The 19,471-nt window shown below is 62.0% G+C and carries 17 protein-coding genes; 8 read left to right on the forward strand and 9 right to left on the reverse strand.

The window, feature by feature from the left end; genetic code table 11:
• The first annotated feature begins 116 nt into the window (after positions 1 to 116).
• The 3 genes from O6760_RS26160 to O6760_RS26170 all read left to right on the forward strand — a co-directional run bounded on the left by O6760_RS26160 (position 117) and on the right by O6760_RS26170 (position 3,519).
• A complete protein-coding gene (locus O6760_RS26160) occupies positions 117 to 1,274 on the forward strand; it encodes a WD40/YVTN/BNR-like repeat-containing protein (RefSeq protein WP_269582587.1) in 1,158 nt (385 codons plus the stop codon).
• A 280-nt stretch (positions 1,275 to 1,554) separates the two neighbouring features.
• Positions 1,555 to 2,949 (forward strand): aminotransferase-like domain-containing protein, encoded by a 1,395-nt coding sequence (locus O6760_RS26165; protein ID WP_269582588.1) that lies wholly within the window; start codon positions 1,555 to 1,557, stop codon positions 2,947 to 2,949.
• 159 nt (positions 2,950 to 3,108) lie between these two features.
• Positions 3,109 to 3,519, forward strand: a complete 411-nt coding sequence (locus tag O6760_RS26170; RefSeq protein WP_269582589.1) for a DUF983 domain-containing protein — start codon at positions 3,109 to 3,111, stop codon at positions 3,517 to 3,519.
• Between the two features lie 262 nt (positions 3,520 to 3,781).
• On the opposite strand, the gene O6760_RS26175 is transcribed toward O6760_RS26170, so the two are convergent.
• The 5 genes from O6760_RS26175 to ndk all read right to left on the reverse strand — a co-directional run bounded on the left by O6760_RS26175 (position 3,782) and on the right by ndk (position 9,098).
• Entirely contained in the window at positions 3,782 to 4,438 is a 657-nt protein-coding gene (locus tag O6760_RS26175) for a hypothetical protein (RefSeq protein WP_269582590.1), read from the reverse strand.
• A 165-nt stretch (positions 4,439 to 4,603) separates the two neighbouring features.
• Entirely contained in the window at positions 4,604 to 6,700 is a 2,097-nt protein-coding gene (locus O6760_RS26180; protein ID WP_269582591.1) for a molybdopterin-containing oxidoreductase family protein, read from the reverse strand.
• Between the two features lie 134 nt (positions 6,701 to 6,834).
• On the reverse strand, positions 6,835 to 7,284 hold the full coding sequence (locus O6760_RS26185) for an EF-hand domain-containing protein (RefSeq protein WP_269582592.1): 450 nt from the start codon (positions 7,282 to 7,284) through the stop codon (positions 6,835 to 6,837).
• A gap of 89 nt (positions 7,285 to 7,373) precedes the next feature.
• A complete protein-coding gene (locus O6760_RS26190; RefSeq protein ID WP_269582593.1) occupies positions 7,374 to 8,501 on the reverse strand; it encodes a YHYH protein in 1,128 nt (375 codons plus the stop codon).
• A gap of 174 nt (positions 8,502 to 8,675) precedes the next feature.
• Complete coding sequence (gene ndk, locus O6760_RS26195) at positions 8,676 to 9,098, reverse strand: nucleoside-diphosphate kinase (protein ID WP_248156624.1); 423 nt, start codon at positions 9,096 to 9,098, stop codon at positions 8,676 to 8,678.
• 235 nt (positions 9,099 to 9,333) lie between these two features.
• On the opposite strand from ndk, the gene O6760_RS26200 reads away from it, so the two are divergent.
• Positions 9,334 to 10,215 (forward strand): DUF4344 domain-containing metallopeptidase, encoded by an 882-nt coding sequence (locus O6760_RS26200; RefSeq protein ID WP_269582594.1) that lies wholly within the window; start codon positions 9,334 to 9,336, stop codon positions 10,213 to 10,215.
• Here the strand turns inward: O6760_RS26200 and O6760_RS26205 are convergent.
• The gene (locus O6760_RS26205; protein WP_269582595.1) at positions 10,200 to 11,222 is read right to left on the reverse strand and encodes a helix-turn-helix transcriptional regulator; all 1,023 of its coding nucleotides are present in this window, start codon (positions 11,220 to 11,222) and stop codon (positions 10,200 to 10,202) included. The genes O6760_RS26200 and O6760_RS26205 overlap by 16 nt on opposite strands.
• Positions 11,223 to 11,360: 138 nt before the next feature.
• Between O6760_RS26205 and O6760_RS26210 the strand changes: the two genes are divergently transcribed.
• The 4 genes from O6760_RS26210 to O6760_RS26225 all read left to right on the forward strand — a co-directional run bounded on the left by O6760_RS26210 (position 11,361) and on the right by O6760_RS26225 (position 16,418).
• Entirely contained in the window at positions 11,361 to 12,431 is a 1,071-nt protein-coding gene (locus tag O6760_RS26210; protein ID WP_269582596.1) for an alpha/beta hydrolase family protein, read from the forward strand.
• 114 nt (positions 12,432 to 12,545) lie between these two features.
• Positions 12,546 to 14,432, forward strand: coding sequence for an ABC-F family ATP-binding cassette domain-containing protein (locus O6760_RS26215; protein WP_269582597.1), 1,887 nt, complete (start codon positions 12,546 to 12,548; stop codon positions 14,430 to 14,432).
• Positions 14,432 to 15,130 (forward strand): HAD family hydrolase, encoded by a 699-nt coding sequence (locus tag O6760_RS26220; RefSeq protein ID WP_269582598.1) that lies wholly within the window; start codon positions 14,432 to 14,434, stop codon positions 15,128 to 15,130. The genes O6760_RS26215 and O6760_RS26220 overlap by 1 nt, the downstream gene beginning before the upstream one ends.
• 169 nt (positions 15,131 to 15,299) lie before the next feature.
• On the forward strand, positions 15,300 to 16,418 hold the full coding sequence (locus O6760_RS26225) for a hypothetical protein (RefSeq protein WP_269582599.1): 1,119 nt from the start codon (positions 15,300 to 15,302) through the stop codon (positions 16,416 to 16,418).
• 25 nt (positions 16,419 to 16,443) lie between these two features.
• On the opposite strand, the gene O6760_RS26230 is transcribed toward O6760_RS26225, so the two are convergent.
• The 3 genes from O6760_RS26230 to O6760_RS26240 form a co-directional block, all read right to left on the reverse strand.
• A complete protein-coding gene (locus tag O6760_RS26230) occupies positions 16,444 to 16,836 on the reverse strand; it encodes a rhodanese-like domain-containing protein (protein ID WP_269582600.1) in 393 nt (130 codons plus the stop codon).
• A 27-nt stretch (positions 16,837 to 16,863) separates the two neighbouring features.
• The gene (locus tag O6760_RS26235; protein ID WP_269582601.1) at positions 16,864 to 17,316 is read right to left on the reverse strand and encodes a DNA polymerase III subunit chi; all 453 of its coding nucleotides are present in this window, start codon (positions 17,314 to 17,316) and stop codon (positions 16,864 to 16,866) included.
• A gap of 490 nt (positions 17,317 to 17,806) precedes the next feature.
• Positions 17,807 to 19,303 carry a leucyl aminopeptidase gene (locus O6760_RS26240; RefSeq protein ID WP_269582602.1) on the reverse strand — a complete coding sequence of 499 codons (1,497 nt, stop codon included), beginning with the start codon at positions 19,301 to 19,303 and terminating at the stop codon, positions 17,807 to 17,809.
• Positions 19,304 to 19,471 lie beyond the last annotated feature (168 nt).

Consider the following 19,471-nt stretch of genomic DNA (forward strand, 5'->3'; position numbering starts at 1 on the left):
CCACCAGAGTGGCGGGGCGCAAATTCATGGTGGCCCAGGGACGCGCGAAAAACACCCCGTCACAACCTGGGCTCTTGGTGCTATGCTTCTTTCCCGATTGTCCGAGGAGGCGTGCCATGTCCGCGGGAATGACGGTGCTTGTGGGAACCACAAAGGGAGCCTTTCTGCTGTCGGGCGGCGACAGCCGGGACGGCTGGGCCGTCAGCGGTCCCCATTGTGACGGCTGGCCGATCAATCACGTGATCGGAGATGCGGCAAGCGGCACGATCTGGGCCGGCGGCGGCGGTGACTGGTCCGGCGCCGGTGTCTGGCGTTCCGAGAACGGCGGCGAGACCTGGAGCCTCGCCAAGCTGACCAGGGGCACGATCGACGATTGGGCGGCCAATGACCCCGAAACGGCCAGGTTCCTGAACTGGGAACCCCAGGACGCGCCCTTCGAGGACGCCTTCTCGCAGGTCTGGTCGCTTGGCTACGCGCACGGCACCCTTTACGCTGGCACCAAGCCGGCGCGCCTGCTGGCCAGCAGGGACGGCGGCGTGACCTTCGAGCATCTGGACGGCCTTGCCAACCACCCGTCCGCGGACAGCTGGAACCCGGGCGCGGCCGGTCTCGTGCTTCATACCATTGTCACGGATCCGGCAGGCCCGGAGAAACTGTGGATCGCGATCTCGGCCGCCGGCGTCTTTGCCAGCGAGGACGGTGGTGCCACCTGGGAACGGCGCAACCGTCTCTCCAACGCGGCTGCCTGCGAAGGCCATGACCATCCCGCCGCCCCGCGCGGCGGCGAGACCGGTCACTGCGTGCACAACATGATGCGCGCGCCCGGACATGGCGACGTGCTCTACCAGCAGAACCATCATGGTGTCTGGCGGTCTCCCGATGGCGGTCGAAGCTGGGACAGCATCAATGACGGTCTGCCCTCCACCTTCGGATTTCCGATCCGGGTGCACCCGCGCGACCCGCAAACCATCTGGACGCTGCCGCTGAACAGCGATACGGCCGGCCGTTTTCCGCCCGGTGCGGCCGCCGCGGTCTGGAAATCGGAGGATGGTGGCCGGACCTGGCGGGACAAGCGCGCCGGCCTGCCCCAGGAGGCCTGTTTCTTCACCGTGCTGCGCCAGGCCATGGCCGGCGACGCCCGCGATCCGGCCGGGCTCTATTTCGGCACCAATTCCGGCTCGATTTTCGCCAGCCTGGATGAAGGCGAGACCTGGCAGGAAATCGCCCGCCACCTGCCGACGGTGCTGTCGGTTGAAGTGATGGACCGCAGCTAGCCGGCCCGATCACGACAGTCTCTCCCGGGTCGGACAAGGCGCTCCTGTCCCCGGCTCTTTCCGGCATCGCCTTGTTTTGGCGACAATTTCACACCAGACACCTGTCTCGTGACCTTCGGTCAGGCTTCCGGCTGGCGGCAAGGGACTTTAGCATCCATGACCGGACGCGGAGCCAACCGGATGTCTGCCTGAATGCACACTTGACCTCTTAATTGATGACACATCTTTCCCAATCAAATATACAGTCAATATCCAGTCAATTTTGGAAAGTCTCGCCACGATGAAAAACTGGACCCCGGATCTCGCCGGGAGCAACGCACCGCGGTACCTGGCCATTGCCGACGCCATCGAAGCAGACCTCAAGGCCGGGCGATTGTCTCCCGGTGACAGGCTGCCGGCGCAGCGGCAACTCGCCGGACTGCTTGGGCTCGATTTCACCACTGTCGCGCGCGGGTATTCGGAAGCGCGGCGCCGCGGCATCCTGGCCTCGCAGGTCGGCAGCGGCACCTTTGTCACGTCGCGGGACAAAACTGACGGGCAAGCGTCCCCAACCAGTCAGAAACCGCGGCAGTCGTCTGCCGACTTTTCCATGAACCTGCCTCCGGAACCCGACACGGCTGACCTGGCGAGACGGATGCGGGAAGGCTACGAAGCCCTGGCAGCGGACCTCGTGCCATTGCTGCGCTACCAGACCTTTGCCGCCTCCGATCCCGACCGGCAGATGGCCGCGCACTGGCTGCAGGGCGTCGGACTGTCGCCGCAGCCGGACGGCATCCAGTTCGCTCCCGGCGCCCAGGCGGCCATGGCCTGCATTCTGGCAACAATCGCCAGGCCCGGAGACCGGATTGCCTGCGAGGCGGTCACGTATCCCGGAATTCGCTCGCTCTGCGCACAGCTCCGGCTCGACCTGATCGGCCTGCCCGCCGACGCTCACGGCATCGATCCGGACGCCCTTGAGGCGGCTTGCCGCAATGGCGGCCTCAAGGCGCTCTACCTGAACCCCACGCTGCAAAACCCGACGACCCGCACCCTTCCCGTTCATCGCCGGAAGGAACTTGTGACAATTGCCCGGCAGCAGGGCATCCAGATTCTCGAGGACGACGCCTACGGCCAGCTCAGCCGGGCCAAGCCCTCGCCGTTCGCCGCGATGGGCCCGGACCTGACCTGGTATGTCGGCTCTCTCTCCAAGAGCCTTGGCGCCGGTCTGCGGCTTGCCCACGTTCTTGCTCCCGGCCAAAGCGCGTCCTGGCAATTCGCACGTGCGCTGCGGACATCAAACGTGATGATCTCGCCGCTGACGGCGGCGCTTGCCGCGCGCTGGATCGAAGACGGCACCGCGGCGGCACTGCTCCTGCATATCCGGGCGGAAAGCATGGCCCGGCAGAAGCTCGCAGCCGGACATCTTTCCCGCAGCCGGTTCCTCGCAGATCCGGACGGCTTCCACCTCTGGCTCAGCCTGGACAACGGCTGGACGCCGTCCGCATTCGTCAGCCAGATCCGCACGCAACCGGTCGGGCTTGTGGAAGGCGACGCCTTCGTCGCGGCGGGCCCTGCGCCCAATGCCGTGCGCCTCTGCCTCGGCGGACCACACACACGTGTCCAGATCGACAGCGCACTCGGTGCGATAGCAGCGACGCTGGCCAGCACACCGCAGAACGTTTCGACCTATTTCTGACACGCTGCCCCAGGCAATCTGCCGCAGTCAAACAGGTTGCTTTGAACGGATTTTCACTTATCTTTGCATGCAGTCAATTGCAATCATTATCACATTGACTGCACAGTTTGCGCAGACCGGTCGGGAACAAGACGGCTGCAGAGCAGGAAAGAGCGTCCCATGAGCACTCCCCAAAGCTGGCCCGAACTGCCGCCGATCCAGACCGGCATCAAGGGCCGCTGCCCGCGCTGCGGCGAAGGCAGCATCTTCGACGGGTTCCTCAAGCTGAAACCCTCCTGCCCCCACTGCGGCCTTGACTATGGTTTCGCGGATCCGGCCGACGGCCCCGCCTTTTTCGTGATCTGTTTCGGCTGCGTGCCGGCGGTGGCCTTCGCCATCTGGCTGGAGATCGCCTACACCGCGCCTTACTGGGTGCACCTGGTCACGACCCTGCCGCTGATCCTCCTGACCTGCATCCCGATCCTGCGGCCGCTGAAAGGCTGGCTGGTCGCGAGCCAGTATTTCTACAAGGCCGAGGAAGGCCGTCTGGTCACGCCGAACGAACCCAAGAGCTCAGAAAGCCAGCCCTGACATCCGGGAGCCCCAAACCGGAAGTCTGACTGGCTTGACCTGGGAAGGCGGCTAGCACCGGACGGGCGGTGCGCCGCCTTTTTGGTGTTTTTATGTTCGATGACGCATGAACAACTGACAACGCCAAACATTCAACGTCATCCTGAGGAGGGCCGCCAGGCCCGTCTCGAAGGATCGGCCACGAAATCCAGGGCAAGTGGCCCATCCTTCGAGATGCCGCTGACGCGGCTCCTCAGGATGACGCTGAGTTTGTATCATGCTCTTAGAAATCAGTTTTGTGCGGATCGGCGAGCCATTCGCCGCCTTTCCAAATTTCTTTCCAGGCCTCCAAGCGTTCCGAAGTAACCTCAACCAGAACAAGTTCCTGCAGCCTACGATGGATCCTTGTCGTCTGGCGCATGCAAGAAACAGGCGTGACATCGCCGCAATAGGTCGACTGGAGCGCGTTCAATTCATCGTTCCATTGAAGGTGGAAGTGCTCATCGCTGACAATGACGGACCAGCCAAGAATTGTTTTTTTAAACGACGGCAAATGAAGAGGCTGCCAAAAAATGCCTTTTTTCGGTGACAACGTGCGACCACTACCAGTCACAAGCGCCGCTTTCGATACCATTACAGGTCCGCGCTCACGCGTTACGACAAACAAAAATGTACGATTGTCGATCATACGCGAAAAGGCACTAGAGATGTCTTCCGACGCCGCGAGATAGCGCCGCAAGTCTGCCGGGAAGACCTTGAAATCGCTCGACGACAAGCTCGGGTTGTCACGGAATATCTGCCGAAACTCAGTGTGGCCCATTTCCGGAAGGTTGGCGCTCGGCATTTCCTGGGCATATGTTGGCTGGATCGCTATTCCAACCAGAATTGCCGCCACGCCTATAGCGCAAATCGCTGTCTTCGAACGGAAAAATACAAACATCTCTACACTCTCACCGTCATCCTGAGGAGGGCCGTCAGGCCCGTCTCGAAGGTTCCGCCGCAAGCTTTGTAATATGTGGCCCACCCTTCGAGATGCCGCTGACGCGGCTCCTCAGGATGACGCCGGGTTGTTTAATGTGCAGAGGCGTAGCTTGCCAAAAACAACCTAAACTGCCCTCACCCACACCGCGCTGTCGTGAAACGCAGCGCCGCCGTAAGGCGCCACCGGATCGGCGCCGGTCAGCGTGTTGATGCCCTTGCCGTCCTCGAAGGCGTCATTCGGCCAGATGCCTTCCGAGATGACGGTGCCCGGGGCGACAGTGTCGACCAGACGGGCATGCAGGGTCACGGCGCCGCGGCTGTTGCCCATCTTCACCTTCGCGCCGTCGTCGATGCCGAAACGCGCCGCTTCGTCCGGCCGCAGCCAGACCTCCGGACGGCCTTCCTTTTTCTTCGAACTGTCGGTTTCGTTGAAACTGGAATTCAGGAACGAGCGCGCCGGGGCTGTCACCAGCCGGAACGGATGCTCATCGTCGGCGAGCTCGATACTGTCCCATTGATCGGGCAGTTCCGGCATCGCCTGCCAGGGACCGAAAGGATCGCCGTCCGGCTTGTTGGGCGCCGCCGTGCGGCCCCAGTCCGGCCGAAAATGAAACTTGCCGTCCGCGTGGCCGAAGCCGCTCAGATAGTGGGCCATTTCGAAATCCGGCTGCAGGTCGATCCACTTTTTCGTCTCAAGCTCTTCCAACGTGCCATAACCGGAACTCCGCAGCATCCAGTCGATATGATCGCGCGCGCTCATGTCGAAGCCGGGATGAGGTTTTGAATCAACACGCCGGGCGATCTCCTTGATGACAAAGATGTTTTCCTTCGGCCCTTCCGGCGGCTCAACCGCCTTCGGGCCGAGCATCAGGTACTGGTGACCGCCGCCCTTGTAGATGTCGTCATGCTCCAGGAACTGGGTGGCCGGCAGCACGATATCCGCCATTTGCGCGGTCTCGGTCAGGAAATGTTCGTGCACGACCGTGAACAGGTCCTCGCGGGCGAACCCCTGCTTGACCAGCTCCTGTTCCGGTGCCACGGAGACCGGGTTGGTGTTCTGGATCAGCATGGCCTTCACCGGCGGGCCGCCGAGCAGCGCGGCCTCGTCGCCGGTCAGGATGCGGCCGACCAGGCTCTGGTCGAGCGCCCGGACCGACGGATCCCTCAAGGAGCCGGCCTCGATCATGTCCTTGTTGAGTTCGTAGATGGCGCCGTTGTTGTGAAAGGCACCGCCGCCCTCTTCCTTCCAGCAACCGGTGACCGCCGCGATGGAACTCGCCGCATGCATGCCGACGGCACCGTTGCGCGACCGGGTGAAACCGTAGCCGAGCCGGAAATAGGTCTTCTTCACCTCGCCGATCAGCCGGGCGACCTCCTCGATCTGCGTGGCCTCCAGTCCCGTGATCGCCGCGGCCCAGTCCGGTGTCTTGTCCTTCAGGTGCGCTTCCAGCTCCGCCGGGCAGTCGGTGTATTTTTCCAGGTAATCCCGGTCGGCAAAACCGTCGCGGAAGAGGACATGCATGATCGCGCAGGCCAGCGCGGCGTCGGTGCCCGGCTTGAGCACAAGTCCGATATCGGCCTGTTTCATGGTTTCGGTCTGGTAGACGTCGACGACGATGATGCGCGCACCACGCTTCTTGCGGGCCGCGATCGCGTGGGTCATGACGTTGACCTGGGTCGCGACCGGATTGGTGCCCCAGATGACGATCTGGTCCGACAGCGCCATCTCGCGCGGGTCCGGACCGGCGAGCCTGCCGGTGCCCGCGACATAGCCGGTCCAGGCCATGTTGGTGCAGAAACTGTCGAACTGGCGTGAATAACCCTTGGCGTGGCGCAGCCGGTGAATGCTGTCACGCTGCACCAGCCCCATCGTACCGGCATAGTGATAGGGCCAGACACTCTCGGCGCCGAACTCTGCTTCAGCCGCCAGGAATTTCTCCGCGATTAGATCCAGTGCCGCGTCCCAGGAAATCTCCTCGAAGCGGCCCTCGCCCTTTGGGCCAACCCGGCGCAGGGGTGTCATCACCCGTTCCGGGTGATAGAGCCGTTCCGGATAGCGCGCGACCTTGGCGCAGATGACCCCGGCCGTATAGGCATTGTCGCGGGCGCCGTTGAGCCGGCGGACATCGCCATGCGGATAGAAATGCACTTCCAGCGCACATGTCGACGGACAATCATGCGGACAGGCGGAGAACGTGCTCTTGGGCGGCTGCTGGGTCATGCGGAACCAATCATCCTGAAAGCTTCGGAACAGTGTACGGCCCAGCCTTATGAAAAACAAAAAGAGGCGCCGTCAAGCGCCTCCCTGTCACCGGTACAATCCCGACGGACCGCTTTCTTTTGCCGTAAGCGCCGCTATTTGCGGCCCGGCCCGAAGTCGGCGCGGGTCACCACACCGTCCCCGTTCCGGTCGATCATTTCGATCCAGGGCGCCGCATTGTCCAGGAACTCCGTTTCCGAGACCTTGCCGTCGCCATTGGTATCGTTGACCTCGAGCCGCATTCCGTTTGCCGGGTTCTGGTTGCCACGCCCGCGCCCCTGAGGTTCGTTTTCCGCCTGGTCCAGTTCCCTGGCCTCGTCGAAGAGCACGTATTCCTTTTCATCCAGAAAACCGTCTTCATTCGCATCGAAGCTTGCAAACACGTCGGAACGGCGGTCACGTGCTTCTGCAACCGTCACCACGCCGTCCCCATTCAGATCCCAGCTTTCGATGAAATGGGCCCCTGGGCCCTCGAACGCCATCGCCGTTGCCGTGGCAACGCCCAGTGCGAGGGCGACAGCCGGTGCCATGATCGACGCTTTCATTTCACAACTCCTCTATTTGTTGTTTCGAACATATGAACATTTTGCTTCGAAAAAAGTGCGTGAGAACACGCACTTCTGTCCCTTTCGGCTCAGCTCCCGCTGCACGGGCCCCGTCCGCCGCGACCGCCTCCCGGAGGCATGCCACCTGGAGGCGGCCCGTGACGCGGCCCGCGTCCCGCCCCCGGTGGCGGAGGCCGGCCGCCGGGCAGGAACCGGGGCGGCCGTCCGCCCTGGGCCTGGATCAGTGTCACGCTTGCCTCGCTGTTGTTCGTCAGAGCGGCAAAGCCGATCGTTGGCTGTTCGTCCTGCGTGCCGGTGTCACCACGCCGGCCCGGCCCTTTCAGGCGCCTGAAACTGCTGTCGGGGCTGCCCATCCAGCACCGCGGAATGAAAGGAAACGTGTCGGTCAGGACGTAATGGTAGGTGCCTTTGGGAAATTCCGGTGTCACGGCAATACGGCCGTTGCACTGGTCAAGGTCTCCCGCGCCGGCCACATAAGCCCAGTCCTGGGTGAACTTGCCATTATAGCGTCCACCGGGCCCACCCGGACGGGTTCCCTGCTTGACCCTGTAGCTGCTTTTCAGTTTGCGCACCGGTGATTTCCGCTGCGGATCGGAGTAGCCATAGGGTCCGTAAACCGGAAAACCGTCGGCGGCAAACCCGATCAGCGCAGGGACGGACGCGCCACCCTCGGCGGCCAGCACACCGGTCGGAATGCCGTGGTAATGATAGGTGCCGTTAGGCTGGACATGGGCATTGTACTTGTCGAGGCCGAGCTTGCAGGCGCCGCCCAGCGCCTCGTAGTTCCAACCGGACCGCCGGTCGTTCTGCCAGTACTCCGCCGTCCCCGGGTCCATCACCACGCCGTTGATCGCAATACCGAAGACCGCTCCCTGCGCATCCGTCGCCCGGCCGTTCCTGCGTGGCAATAGCGGCACTTTCAGATTGTAGTTCTTTTTGGAAATGCTGTGCGGATTGTTGCGGTTGGGAAAACGCCCCGGAGGTTTGACAGGATAGCCATTCGCCCGGATCCGGCGGTTGTTACCGTCAACGGTGATGTCCGCTGAGGCTTCCGCCCCGGGCAGCAACAGGTTCCAGATGTCCACGCCGACATGTGAGTGCCCGAGCGGCTCCTCGCCGTTCAACGGGCCCTTGCTGTCATGGGCCGCCGCAGGCAGCGCGATCAGCGCACCGGCCAATGCAAGGCATAAACGCATCCGTTTCCTCCAAATTCCTCTCGCCCACGGATCTATTATGGAGGTTGTCGGTTCAGAATGCTGTCGCGCAATCTTCGGAATTTGTATCCGAATGTGTCAGAACCGACTTCCGGAAACAAAAAGAAAAGCCGGCCCCGAAGGACCGGCTTCCCGAAAGCAAATCCGGTGGACGGATCAGCCGACGATTTCGGTTCCGGAGAACCAGAAAGCGATTTCCTGGGCAGCGGTTTCCGGCGCATCGGAACCGTGCACGGAGTTTTCACCGATCGACAGCGCGAATTCCTTGCGGATGGTGCCCTCGGCTGCTTCGGCCGGGTTGGTGGCGCCCATGACTTCACGGTTCTTGGCGATGGCGTCTTCACCTTCGAGAACCTGAACGACGGTCGGGCCGGAGGACATGAATTCGGTCAGTTCACCAAAGAACGGACGCTCCTTGTGAACAGCGTAGAAAGCTTCCGCTTCACGCAGGGACATCCAAACGCGACGGGAAGCAACCACGCGCAGGCCGGCTTCTTCCAGCTTTGCGGTGATGGCGCCGGTCAGATTGCGCTTGGTGGCATCCGGCTTGATCATGGAAAACGTGCGTTCAATCGCCATGGTTTCGTCTTTCTTGTTACAGGTTGGACCGGCGGATTGCCGGGCCCGGAAATTCGATTTTCGCGGCCTTAATAACGGTGCGCCGTCTGGCTCGCAAGGGGGCGCGCTCATGACAGTTTCATGTCGGCAAGGATCTTCCATGCTGGCAAACCGCTTCCACTGTGAATAGTCTCCTGCGAAACAGTGCAGATCGTCCGTGCGCGCTCTGTAAAAAATGCCTTTCAGGAACGGGACAATGCTCAAGGTTTTCGCGCAGCCATCGCTGATATTTGCCCTTTGCACATTTATATGGGCAGGAACGGTTTCACCGGCCCTGTCGGCGACCACCACGAGCGGTCAGGACCCAGCGCCTCCGGTTGCACTCGACCAGGTCATCACCGGCCTGCCCCAGGACGACCTGGAGGACCTGTTCGTCTTCGTGGCGGGCAATGTGCTGTTCACGCTCTATCACGAGGGCGGCCACATGCTGATTTCGGAACTGGGCCTGCCGGTGCTCGCCCAGGAAGAGGATGCTGTCGACAATCTTGCAACGGTGACCATGCTGGCGGCCGACAACGATGACATGGACCTCTACCTCGCCCAGGCAATGATCGGATGGTTCCTGATTGCCGAAGAGGCCTATGAAGACCTTGTCTTTTACGACGAGCACGATCTCGACCAGCAGCGCGGTTATGCCATTCTGTGCCTTATGGTCGGCGCCGACCCGTCGGCTTTCCGCGGATTGGCCCGGGATCTGGAACTCCCGGCGGACCGGATCGAATCCTGTGGCTACGACTATGAACAGGCAGCGGATTCCTGGGACATCGTCACCTCCCCACATTTGAGGGACGCGGACGACCCGGGTGGAAAAATCAGGGTCGTCCATGAACCGGCACCGGCGGGCCTGGACTCCATGGCCGTGTTCCTGAAAGAAAGCGAACTGATGGAACTGGTCGCGGAAGAACTGGACACCTTTTACGACCTGCCGGAAGAGGTGACGTTCCGCGCAACAACCTGCAACGAGGAAAATGCCTTCTGGGACCCGGACACACGGGAATTGATCCTCTGTCACGAACTGCTCGGCGGCTTCGCCGAGATTTTTCTGAGCCTTCCCGACGGAGATCAGGACGACGAGTGAGCGATCTTGCGGAACGTACCCGGCGCAGAGCCGTAACTTTTCTGGAATTCGCGATAGAAATTCGACCGTGTCAGAAAGCCGACCTGTTCCTGGATACGCGACACCGGAGCGTCCGTGGTCTTGAGCAGCCGGGCAGCCTCTTCCAGCCGCACCTGATTGACGAATTGGCTGACATTCATCCCGGTCACCGCGTTGACCGCGCGGGAAAGGTCCCTGTCCGGCACCCCGGCCCGGCGCGCGAGCCGCGTTAGCGTCAGGCCCGGGTCCCTGAACAAGCCCTGATCGACCAGAAGGCGTCTGGCGGTCTCGACCAGCGTCCCGTCTTCGCCGGCCGCCTCGGCGGAAACGCTTCGGGAGCGTTTCGTCCGGCGTGACCGCAACGAGAGCAGCACGAGAATTATGGCAGCGGCGAGAAACAAAAGGCTGGCCACCGAGACGGCGCGGGCGGCGGCATCCTGACGCGCCTGGGCAAACAGCAACGCGATCCAGACGTCGACAAACAGCGTCGCAGCCATCGCGAAAATGGCGACCAGAAGCAACCGGTGCAAAATGCCGCCCAGCGCGGTCGGCGCTTCTGAAAACCGGTCGGCGCCTTCCAGCCACAACCGGATCAGCGCCAGTGTGTAGACCATGTAGCTGGCGGCAATCAGGGCATCGACATAGCCGGCAATCCGAACCGGCAGGGCCATTGCCGCTGTCACAACCAGGGCAATCACGCCATGAAACAGGATCCGGCGCCGGAAATCCGCCACCGGACCCGTCAACGCACAGAAGGCCAGATAAACACTCGGCGCCACCCAGACGGGCAGCACCTGCTGGACCGCGAGAAATTCGATATGCCCATAGGCAAAGCGCATCCCGACCAGGCTGGCCTCAAGTGCCATCAGGCAGAACAGCCCGGCAAACATGCCGCGCGCCGGAAACGGCAGCGACCGCCACGCGAACGCCGCCAATGCCAGTCCAAGAAAGAGGGCAGCGAGCAGGAAGGACACCGGAATGCTGATCATCGCGGGCTCATTCGGTCAAAGGACTTGATGCATCTGTCCTTTATCACGTTTGAGGACAGGACAGCGCCTCTCCGGCAATTGTCAACAGGTCAGGCAGCGCGCATCTGAATGGCTCCCCGCAACCGCATTGGAGATCCCATGATCGCGCAGACACCCTCACGCGCCCTGACCACAAGACTGTGCCGGACGGCGGCCTTTCTCGCCGTTACCGCCCTCCTTGTACTCCCAGCAGGGGCCGGCGACGCCCTGCCCTTCGGCCCCGGCGCCGCCAAGATAACGATCGAGGATGCACGCGCAGACCGGCCGCTTGAAGGCGACATCTGGTATCCGACCGCGACGCCTGACCAATATGCCATAGCGGACAAGAGCAAGGTCTGGCAGATGGCGCCGGCCGATCCGGACGGAGCGCCCGCAGAAGGTGTCTTTCCGCTCGTTGTCGTCTCGCACGGGATGTACGGCAACACGCTCAATCAGGCCTGGCTTGGCTCGGCGCTTGCCCGGCGCGGCTTTGTCGTCGCCATGGTGAATCACCCGGGCACCAGCACGTTTCTTCGCGATCCCGATCAGACCCGCCAGCTCTGGGACCGGCCGATAGATCTTTCCCGCCTGATCAGTTTTTTGACCGAGGAGAGCGTCTACAAAGACAGGATCGATCGCGAAAGGATCTATGCGGCCGGGCATTCCCTCGGCGGCTTCACCGTGATGCTTCTAGCCGGCGCCGAATTCGAACCTGACCGGTATGAGCGTGTGTGCTCGGGCGAGAATCTACCTGTTGCCTGCCAAGTGCTAACCGGGTGGTCCATCGCGAAAACGGATGGCGACCGGATCGAGATGGCGACTTCCCGCAAGGACCCACGGCTAACCAAGGTCATCAGCCTGGATCTCGGCGGAACGCCGGTCCTGTCTCGCGAGAGCCTCGGCGCCATCGACATTCCCGTGCTGGTACTCGGCTCGGGACGTGCCGACATGCTCGACCAGGAAGCCGAGTCGCGGGCGCTGGCCGCCGCCCTGCCGGACGACAAGGTCCGTCATGTGGAACTCGCCGATACCGGCCATTTCGACTTCATGGGCGTGTGCAAGCCGGAGGGCTTTGCCATTCTGGAAGAGCATGAACCCGGAGACGAGATCGTCTGTATCAAGGGCCATGCGGAACGGATCGAGCAGCACCGGCTTATCCTTTCCGAGGTTCTCGCCTTCCTGCACCCCTGATGTTTGCAGCGGCGGCTTGCAGGCGTGCAGCGATGCCACAGCCCGCCGCTCGAACGCATGTTCCTTCCGGTTTCCGCTTGCATCCTTGAGGCGGCTTCGCCAAACATCCGGCCCATGTTGCAGATTTCGGACCTTACATACCGGATCGGGGATCGTCTCCTGATCGACAAAGCCAGCGTAACCCTGCCCGGCAAGGCCAAGACCGGGCTCGTGGGCCGCAATGGCGCGGGCAAATCGACGCTGTTCAAGATCATCACCGGTGACCTGTCGACGGAGACCGGCGGCGTGCAGATCCCCAAACGCGCCCGTATCGGCCAGGTTGCCCAGGAAGCGCCCGGCACGGAAGACACGCTGATGGAAGTTGTGCTGGCGGCCGACACCGAGCGCAGCCGGCTGCTTGAAGAAGCAGAGACGGAAACCGACCCGGAGCGGATTGCCGAGATCCACACCCGCCTCGCGGATATCGGTGCCCACACGGCGGAGGCACGCGCGGGATCGATCCTGTCCGGCCTCGGTTTCGACGCGGCGGCCCAGCAGCGGCCCTGCTCGTCCTTTTCCGGCGGCTGGCGCATGCGCGTCGCCCTGGCGGCTGTCCTGTTCTCCGAGCCGGACCTGCTGCTGCTCGACGAGCCGACCAACTACCTGGATCTGGAAGGCACGCTCTGGCTGGAAAACTACGTCGCCCGCTATCCGCACCAGGTGCTGCTGATCTCCCATGATCGGGACCTGCTGAACAAGGCGGTCGACAGCATCGTCCATCTGGAGCGCGGCAAGCTGACCTATTATTCGGGCGGTTATGACAGTTTCGACCGGCAGCGGCGCGAGGCGATGATCCTTGCCGAGAAGGCCAAGGAAAAACAGGACGCCCAGCGCAAGCACATGCAGGCCTTTGTCGACCGCTTTCGCTACAAGGCCAGCAAGGCGCGGCAGGCACAGTCGCGGCTGAAGATGCTGGAAAAGATGCAGCCGATCGCGGCCCTCACCGACGAGAGCAGCAAGCCGATCCATTTTCCCGATCCCGAGACCCAGCTGGCACCGCCGATCCTGAAGCTTGAGGATGTCTCGACCGGCTATGGCGAGACGAAGATCCTGTCGAGGCTGACGCTCAACATCGACACGGACGACCGGATCGCCCTGCTCGGAGCCAACGGCAACGGCAAGTCGACCTTCGCCAAGCTGATCTCCGGTCGCCTCGACGCGATGGACGGGGAGATCACAAAGGCCTCGAAGCTGAAGATCGCCTTTTTCGCCCAGCACCAGCTGGACGAACTGAAGCCCGCCGAAAGCGCGGTCGCCCATGTCCGCGCCCTCATGCTCGACGCGCCGGAAGCCAGGGTGCGTGCACGTGTGGCCCGGATGGGCCTGCCGACGGACCGCATGGACACACCCGCGAAAGATCTCTCGGGCGGTGAAAAGGCACGCCTTCTCCTGGGACTTGCCACCTTCGACGGTCCGCATCTCCTGATCCTCGACGAACCGACCAACCACCTCGACATCGACAGCCGGGAAGCCCTGGTGATGGCGCTGAACGAGTTCCAGGGCGCTGTCGTGCTGATCAGCCACGACCGCCATCTGGTCGAGGCCTGCGCGGACCGGCTGTGGCTGGTCGCGGATGGCCGGGTCGCGGCCTATGATGGCGACATGGAAGATTACCGGCGCCTGATCCTGCAAGGCCCCGAAGCGGCGCAAAAGGCGCGGGACAAGGCTGCCGCGGATGAGGCGGAGAAAGCGTCGGCGCAGGAAAAGCGCCGCGATGCCGCCCAGAAACGCAGTCAGCTCAAGCCGCTGAAACAGAAGATTGACGCGGCCGAGAAGGAAATGGCCCGCCTCCAGGAGAAGATCGGCAGGCTCGACGAGGCGCTCGCCGATCCGGAATTTTTTGCAAAGGAGCCTGACCGGGCGACCAAGTTCGCCAAGGAACGGGCCTTCTGCGAAAAGAAGCTGGTCAAGACCGAAGAGGACTGGCTCGAGCTTTCCGCCGAATATGAAGAGGCGTCCTGATGGCCAAGATCACCACGCTGGGTTTCGATGCCGACGACACGCTCTGGCACAATGAGCGCGTCTTCCGTCTGACCGAGGAACGCTTCGCGGAACTGCTGGCGGACTACACGGAGAAAAACCATCTCTCCGAACGGCTCCTGGCGGCAGAGCGGCGCAACGTGCTGCACTACGGCTATGGCGTGAAGGGCTTCACCCTGTCCATGATCGAGACCGCCATCGAAGTGACCGACCGCAAGGTGTCCGCGGATGTCATCGCCGAGATCCTCGAGGCCGGACGCGAGATGATGCGTCACCCGGTCGAGCCCCTGCCCCATGTCGAGGACACGCTGAAAGCGGTCAAGGCCGACTACCATCTTGTGCTGATCACCAAGGGCGACCTGTTCGACCAGGAGCGAAAGGTTACCGCATCCGGCCTTGACGTCCATTTCGACGCCATCGAGATCGTCTCCGAAAAGTCGGAAGACACCTATCGCACCCTGTTTTCCCGGCATGGCACCGGTCCGGACGAAGCGTTGATGATCGGCAACTCCCTGAAGTCGGACATCGTACCGGCCCTCAATGCCGGCGCCTTTGGCGCGCATGTGCCCTATGACGTGACCTGGGCACTGGAAGAGGCCGACGCGCCGCAGGGGCACGATCGGTTCTTCCGGCTGGACCATATCGGCAAGGTGCCCCACCTGCTGGCGCGATTGCGCTGACGTTCTGTCTGTTTCCCGGTTTTTCCGGAACTATCTAAAATCCTACGTGTTGTGGTCACAGAACGTTCCGACTTTCGCGCCACGCTTTACCCGCTTGCGCGGGTAGTCGCGCCACGGCGATGGCTGTCTGAATGATAATGCCCTGACACGACATGCAAAAGGAAATGGAATGTCCCTCGCAAAATCCGTCACATTGCTGGTTGGTGCCGCGGCACTGGTTCTCGTACCGGCCCTCGCGCCCGACCTGCCCGGATCCCTCCTGCCCTCTGACAAGGCATTCGCCAAGAACGGCAACAGCAATGGGAATGGCAACGGAAACGGAAACGGAAACGGCGGAGGCAACGGGAACGGCGGAGGAAATGGAAACGGCAACGGGAACGGGAACGGGAACGGGAACAAGTCCGCGGGAAACGGCAACCGTGGCAACGGCAAGACTGTGTCCGGCAATGGTCTTGGCGGTTTTCTGAACTCGGTCTTCGGCACTCCCAAGAACAAGACCCGGCAGAAGAGTGCGTCTCGCGGCGGAGGTGTGAAATCGCAAAGCCATCGCCTGCCGAAAGCCGAACGCGCGACGCTCGCCAGCGTGGCCGTGACGCCCCAGTCGCATCCCGGCGGCAAGCCGAAGAACTTCAATGCCAAGCTGGCACGGCTCAATTCGCTGAACCGGAATTATCACGCCCTGATCAATTCCAACGCACCGCATCTGGCGGCGATCCAGGACTACATCAACAACACTCTGTCGTACGAGCAGTTCTCCGACTCCCTGAAGGAGCTGGAGGAACAGCTGACCACCACCCGCGACAACTTTGATGAGCTGCTGGCATCCATCGAGCCCTATGACGACTTCTCCTATGAAGACCTGACGAGCGAAGAGCTCGAAGAGCGCCTTGCCGCCTTCGACGAAGTCGATACGACAGACTTCACGGACGAGGAGCTTGAAGCCTTCGCTGCCGAGCGCGAGGCGCTGAGCAACGCGCTGGAAAGTGACGAGTTCACCACGTTCAAGGACGCGGAAACGACCTTCGAGACCGAGAAGGACAGTTTGGAGACGCTTGCCGGCGATGTCTCGGACGACGCCCTGACAGAGGCTCTGCTTGCCATGGCGAACGAGAACCGGGTCCGGGAATATGGCGATGAGTATGTCGACGAAGAGCTGCTTGACTGGGCGAAAGACGTGCTCGGCGTCGGGGACAGTTACGGCAAGATCGACGAAATCCGCGAAGCGACCGTGATCGAGGAAACGGAGACGTCGGATGACGATCTGCCCCTGACGAGCACGGACAACTAAACGCCTCCGGCAGGCGCGCGGCCGGTCAGTCGTTTTTCTCGACCGGCCCGCCCTTGTCGATCCAGTCGTTGAAGCCGTCCTTCAGATGGGCGGCTTCGAACCCCATGTCCTTCAGCATTGCCACGGTCAGGGCCGACCGCCAACCTGCGGCACAATGGAAAACGAAGCGTTTGTCCTGTGCAAAGACGTCCTTGAAATAGGGACTTTCCGGGTCCACCCAGAATTCGATCATGCCGCGCGGGCAATGCACGCTGCCCGGAATGAAACCAAGTTTTTGCCGTTCACGGATATCGCGCAGATCTATGAAGACAACGCCCGGATCTGCCACAAGACCGATGGCATCGGCCGTCTCGACTTCCTCGATCCGCTCCCGAGCCCTGGCAACCATGTCCGCAGAGGATATTTTCAGTTTGGCCATCTTACCCTTGCCTTGATGCTGGATTTCCTACGCCTTGCGTTCCCAGCCACCTGCCTGGGTCTGCTGCCAATACGCAATCTCAAAGCCTTCCGCCTTGGCGTCCTTCCATCTCTGACGCGCTTCCTGGACGGCGCTGTCGTCATTGCCGTCGAACATGTAGATCGCACGCTTGTAGGAGCCTAGCGGCGGGGGCTGCGCACGGTCCACAAGAAAACGGACGTCTGCCTCATTGGGGTTGTCCTGCTCCGCGGTGAGGTAGATGGGCTGATGCTCCGCATGGCCGTCGGCTTTGGTGCCGTGCGGCAGGAAGCTGTCATCGGCAAATGTCCACAGGTGCGCATCGAGCGCATTGCAGCGTTCCTGTGAGCCCGTCTGCACGACGACTGACCAGTCTCTCTCGAGACATTTCTGCAGGAGCTGGGGCAAGCCCGCTTCCAGAGGTTTGTGCAGGAGGTGATAGAAAACAACTTCGACGCTCATTCCAGGCTCCAGCCCCACGTTTCCTCAAGGTCACATCCCCTGCCGGGTCCCTGCCGTCCAGAGGCCGCGCGGCATGTGATGCAGCCATGCAACACCGATGGCTCCAAATGGCCCTGCCGGCAATCTGATCATGGACTCACCACAAGACTCGTATCATTAACCCTTCGAAAATGTCGATTGACTAGGGTTCATTCCCGGGGACGATCCAAGGATCATTTGAAGCGGCTGGTGACCGGTATTCCCGACCCAGCTCTAAAGGGGACTTTGTGTATGCTTACACGTGTTGTTGTGTTTGTTGCGTTGGTGGCGGTTGTTGCGGGTGCCACGTTCGGAATGGGGCTTCTGGTCGAACCGGCGACAGCCTGCCAGACCTACAAGACCTGCTGAACAGCCGGACAATACACTGCCAAAGCCCGCCTTCCGGCGGGCTTTTTTGTTTGGCATGTCGCCCGCCCCGAAGCTTCGCCCGGGGCGGGTTTCTCACAAGCAGTCAGCCTTCGTAGTGATCGGCGACCAACTGGTTGAGCAGACGCACGCCATAGCCGGACGCCCAGCTCTGGCAGATGTCGTCCTTGGGGGCGCCGAAAGCGGTTCCCGCAATGTCCAGATGCGCCCAGGGCACGTCATTGGCGAAACGCTGCAGGAATTGTGCCGCCGTGATGGACCCGGCCCAGCGACCGCCGGTGTTCTTCACATCGGCATTCGGCGTATCGATGATCTTGTCGTAGTCCTTCGACAGCGGCAGCCGCCAAAGCGGTTCTCCGCTGGCCTTGGACGAGGCCAGCAGCTTGTCGGCCAGTTCGTCATTGTTGGAAAACAGTCCGGCGTTCAGGTTCCCGAGGGCGACCAGAACCGCGCCGGTCAGCGTCGCCAGGTCGATCATGATCGCGGGCTTGTATTTCTGCTGCGTGTACCAGAGGGCATCGGCCAGCACCAGGCGCCCCTCGGCGTCGGTGTTGAGGATTTCAATGGTGGTGCCGGACATTGCGGTCACGATGTCTCCCGGGCGCTGTGCATTGCCGTCGGGCATGTTTTCCACGAGCCCGATGACACCGATGACATTGGCCTTGGCCTTTCGGCCCGCGATGGCATGCATGGCACCGACGACGGCGGCGGCGCCCCCCATGTCTCCCTTCATGTCCTCCATGCCCGCGGCCGGCTTGATCGAGATGCCGCCTGTGTCAAAGACCACGCCCTTGCCGACCAGTGCTACGGGTGCGGTGCCCTTCTTGCCGCCGTTCCAGCGCATCACCGCCAATTGCGGCGGCCGCGTAGAGCCCTGGGCGACGCCCAGCAGGGCGGCCATCTTGAGCTTCTTCATTTCCTTTTCGCCGAGGATTTCCACCTCGACACCGAGAGATTCCAGTTCCTTGGCTTTCCCGGCGAATTCCACCGGGCCAAGCACGTTGGGCGGTTCATTGACCAGATCGCGTGCGAGCAGGACACCATCGGCGATGGCCTCGGCGCTTCCCCAGGCCTTCTTCGCGGCCTTTGGATCCGCGACAGACAGCGTGAGTTTCAGGTCCTTGGTCTTTTCCTCGTCCTTTTTCTTCGTCTTGTAGGCATCGAATGCGTAGGCCCGCAGCTTGGCTCCCATGGCAAACTCCGCAGCCGTCGCCGCTGCAATCGTGGTTTCCGGCGCATCCAGAAGCACGGTGGCGGTATCCGCCTTGGCCTTCTGCAGCTCCGCCAGAACGGCTCCGCCCAGAGCCCGCCAGTCATCGCTCGTCATGTCTTCAAGCTTGCCCAGGCCAAAGACGATCAGGCGGTCCAGTCCGAGGCCCGCAGGCGCGACCAGATCCATGCTGGTCTTTTTCTTTCCGGAAAATCCGGCAATACCGGCACTCCGTTTCAGCCCGCCCTCCAGACCGGCAACAACCTCTTCCGCGAGCGGCCCGAGGGAAAGCCCCTCGCCGGTCAGGATCACCGCCACACCCGCCTTCGGGGCCGCAGCCTTGGAAAAGGACATTTTTGAAAGTTTTGTCATTCGTCGATCTCGTTGTTTTCGTGAGGAGCCCAGGGTCCTGACCCTTGGGACGGTAGAGAACGTGTGCCCCATATCCCATGGATTGCGGGTGCTCCGACAAATCATGGGGTTTCAACAGCTTTTGGGCAAGGGCGGCAAAAATTAATGTATATTTACCATTCTTATTCA

It is taken from the genome of Roseibium sp. Sym1 (assembly GCF_027359675.1).
GTDB lineage: Bacteria > Pseudomonadota > Alphaproteobacteria > Rhizobiales > Stappiaceae > Roseibium.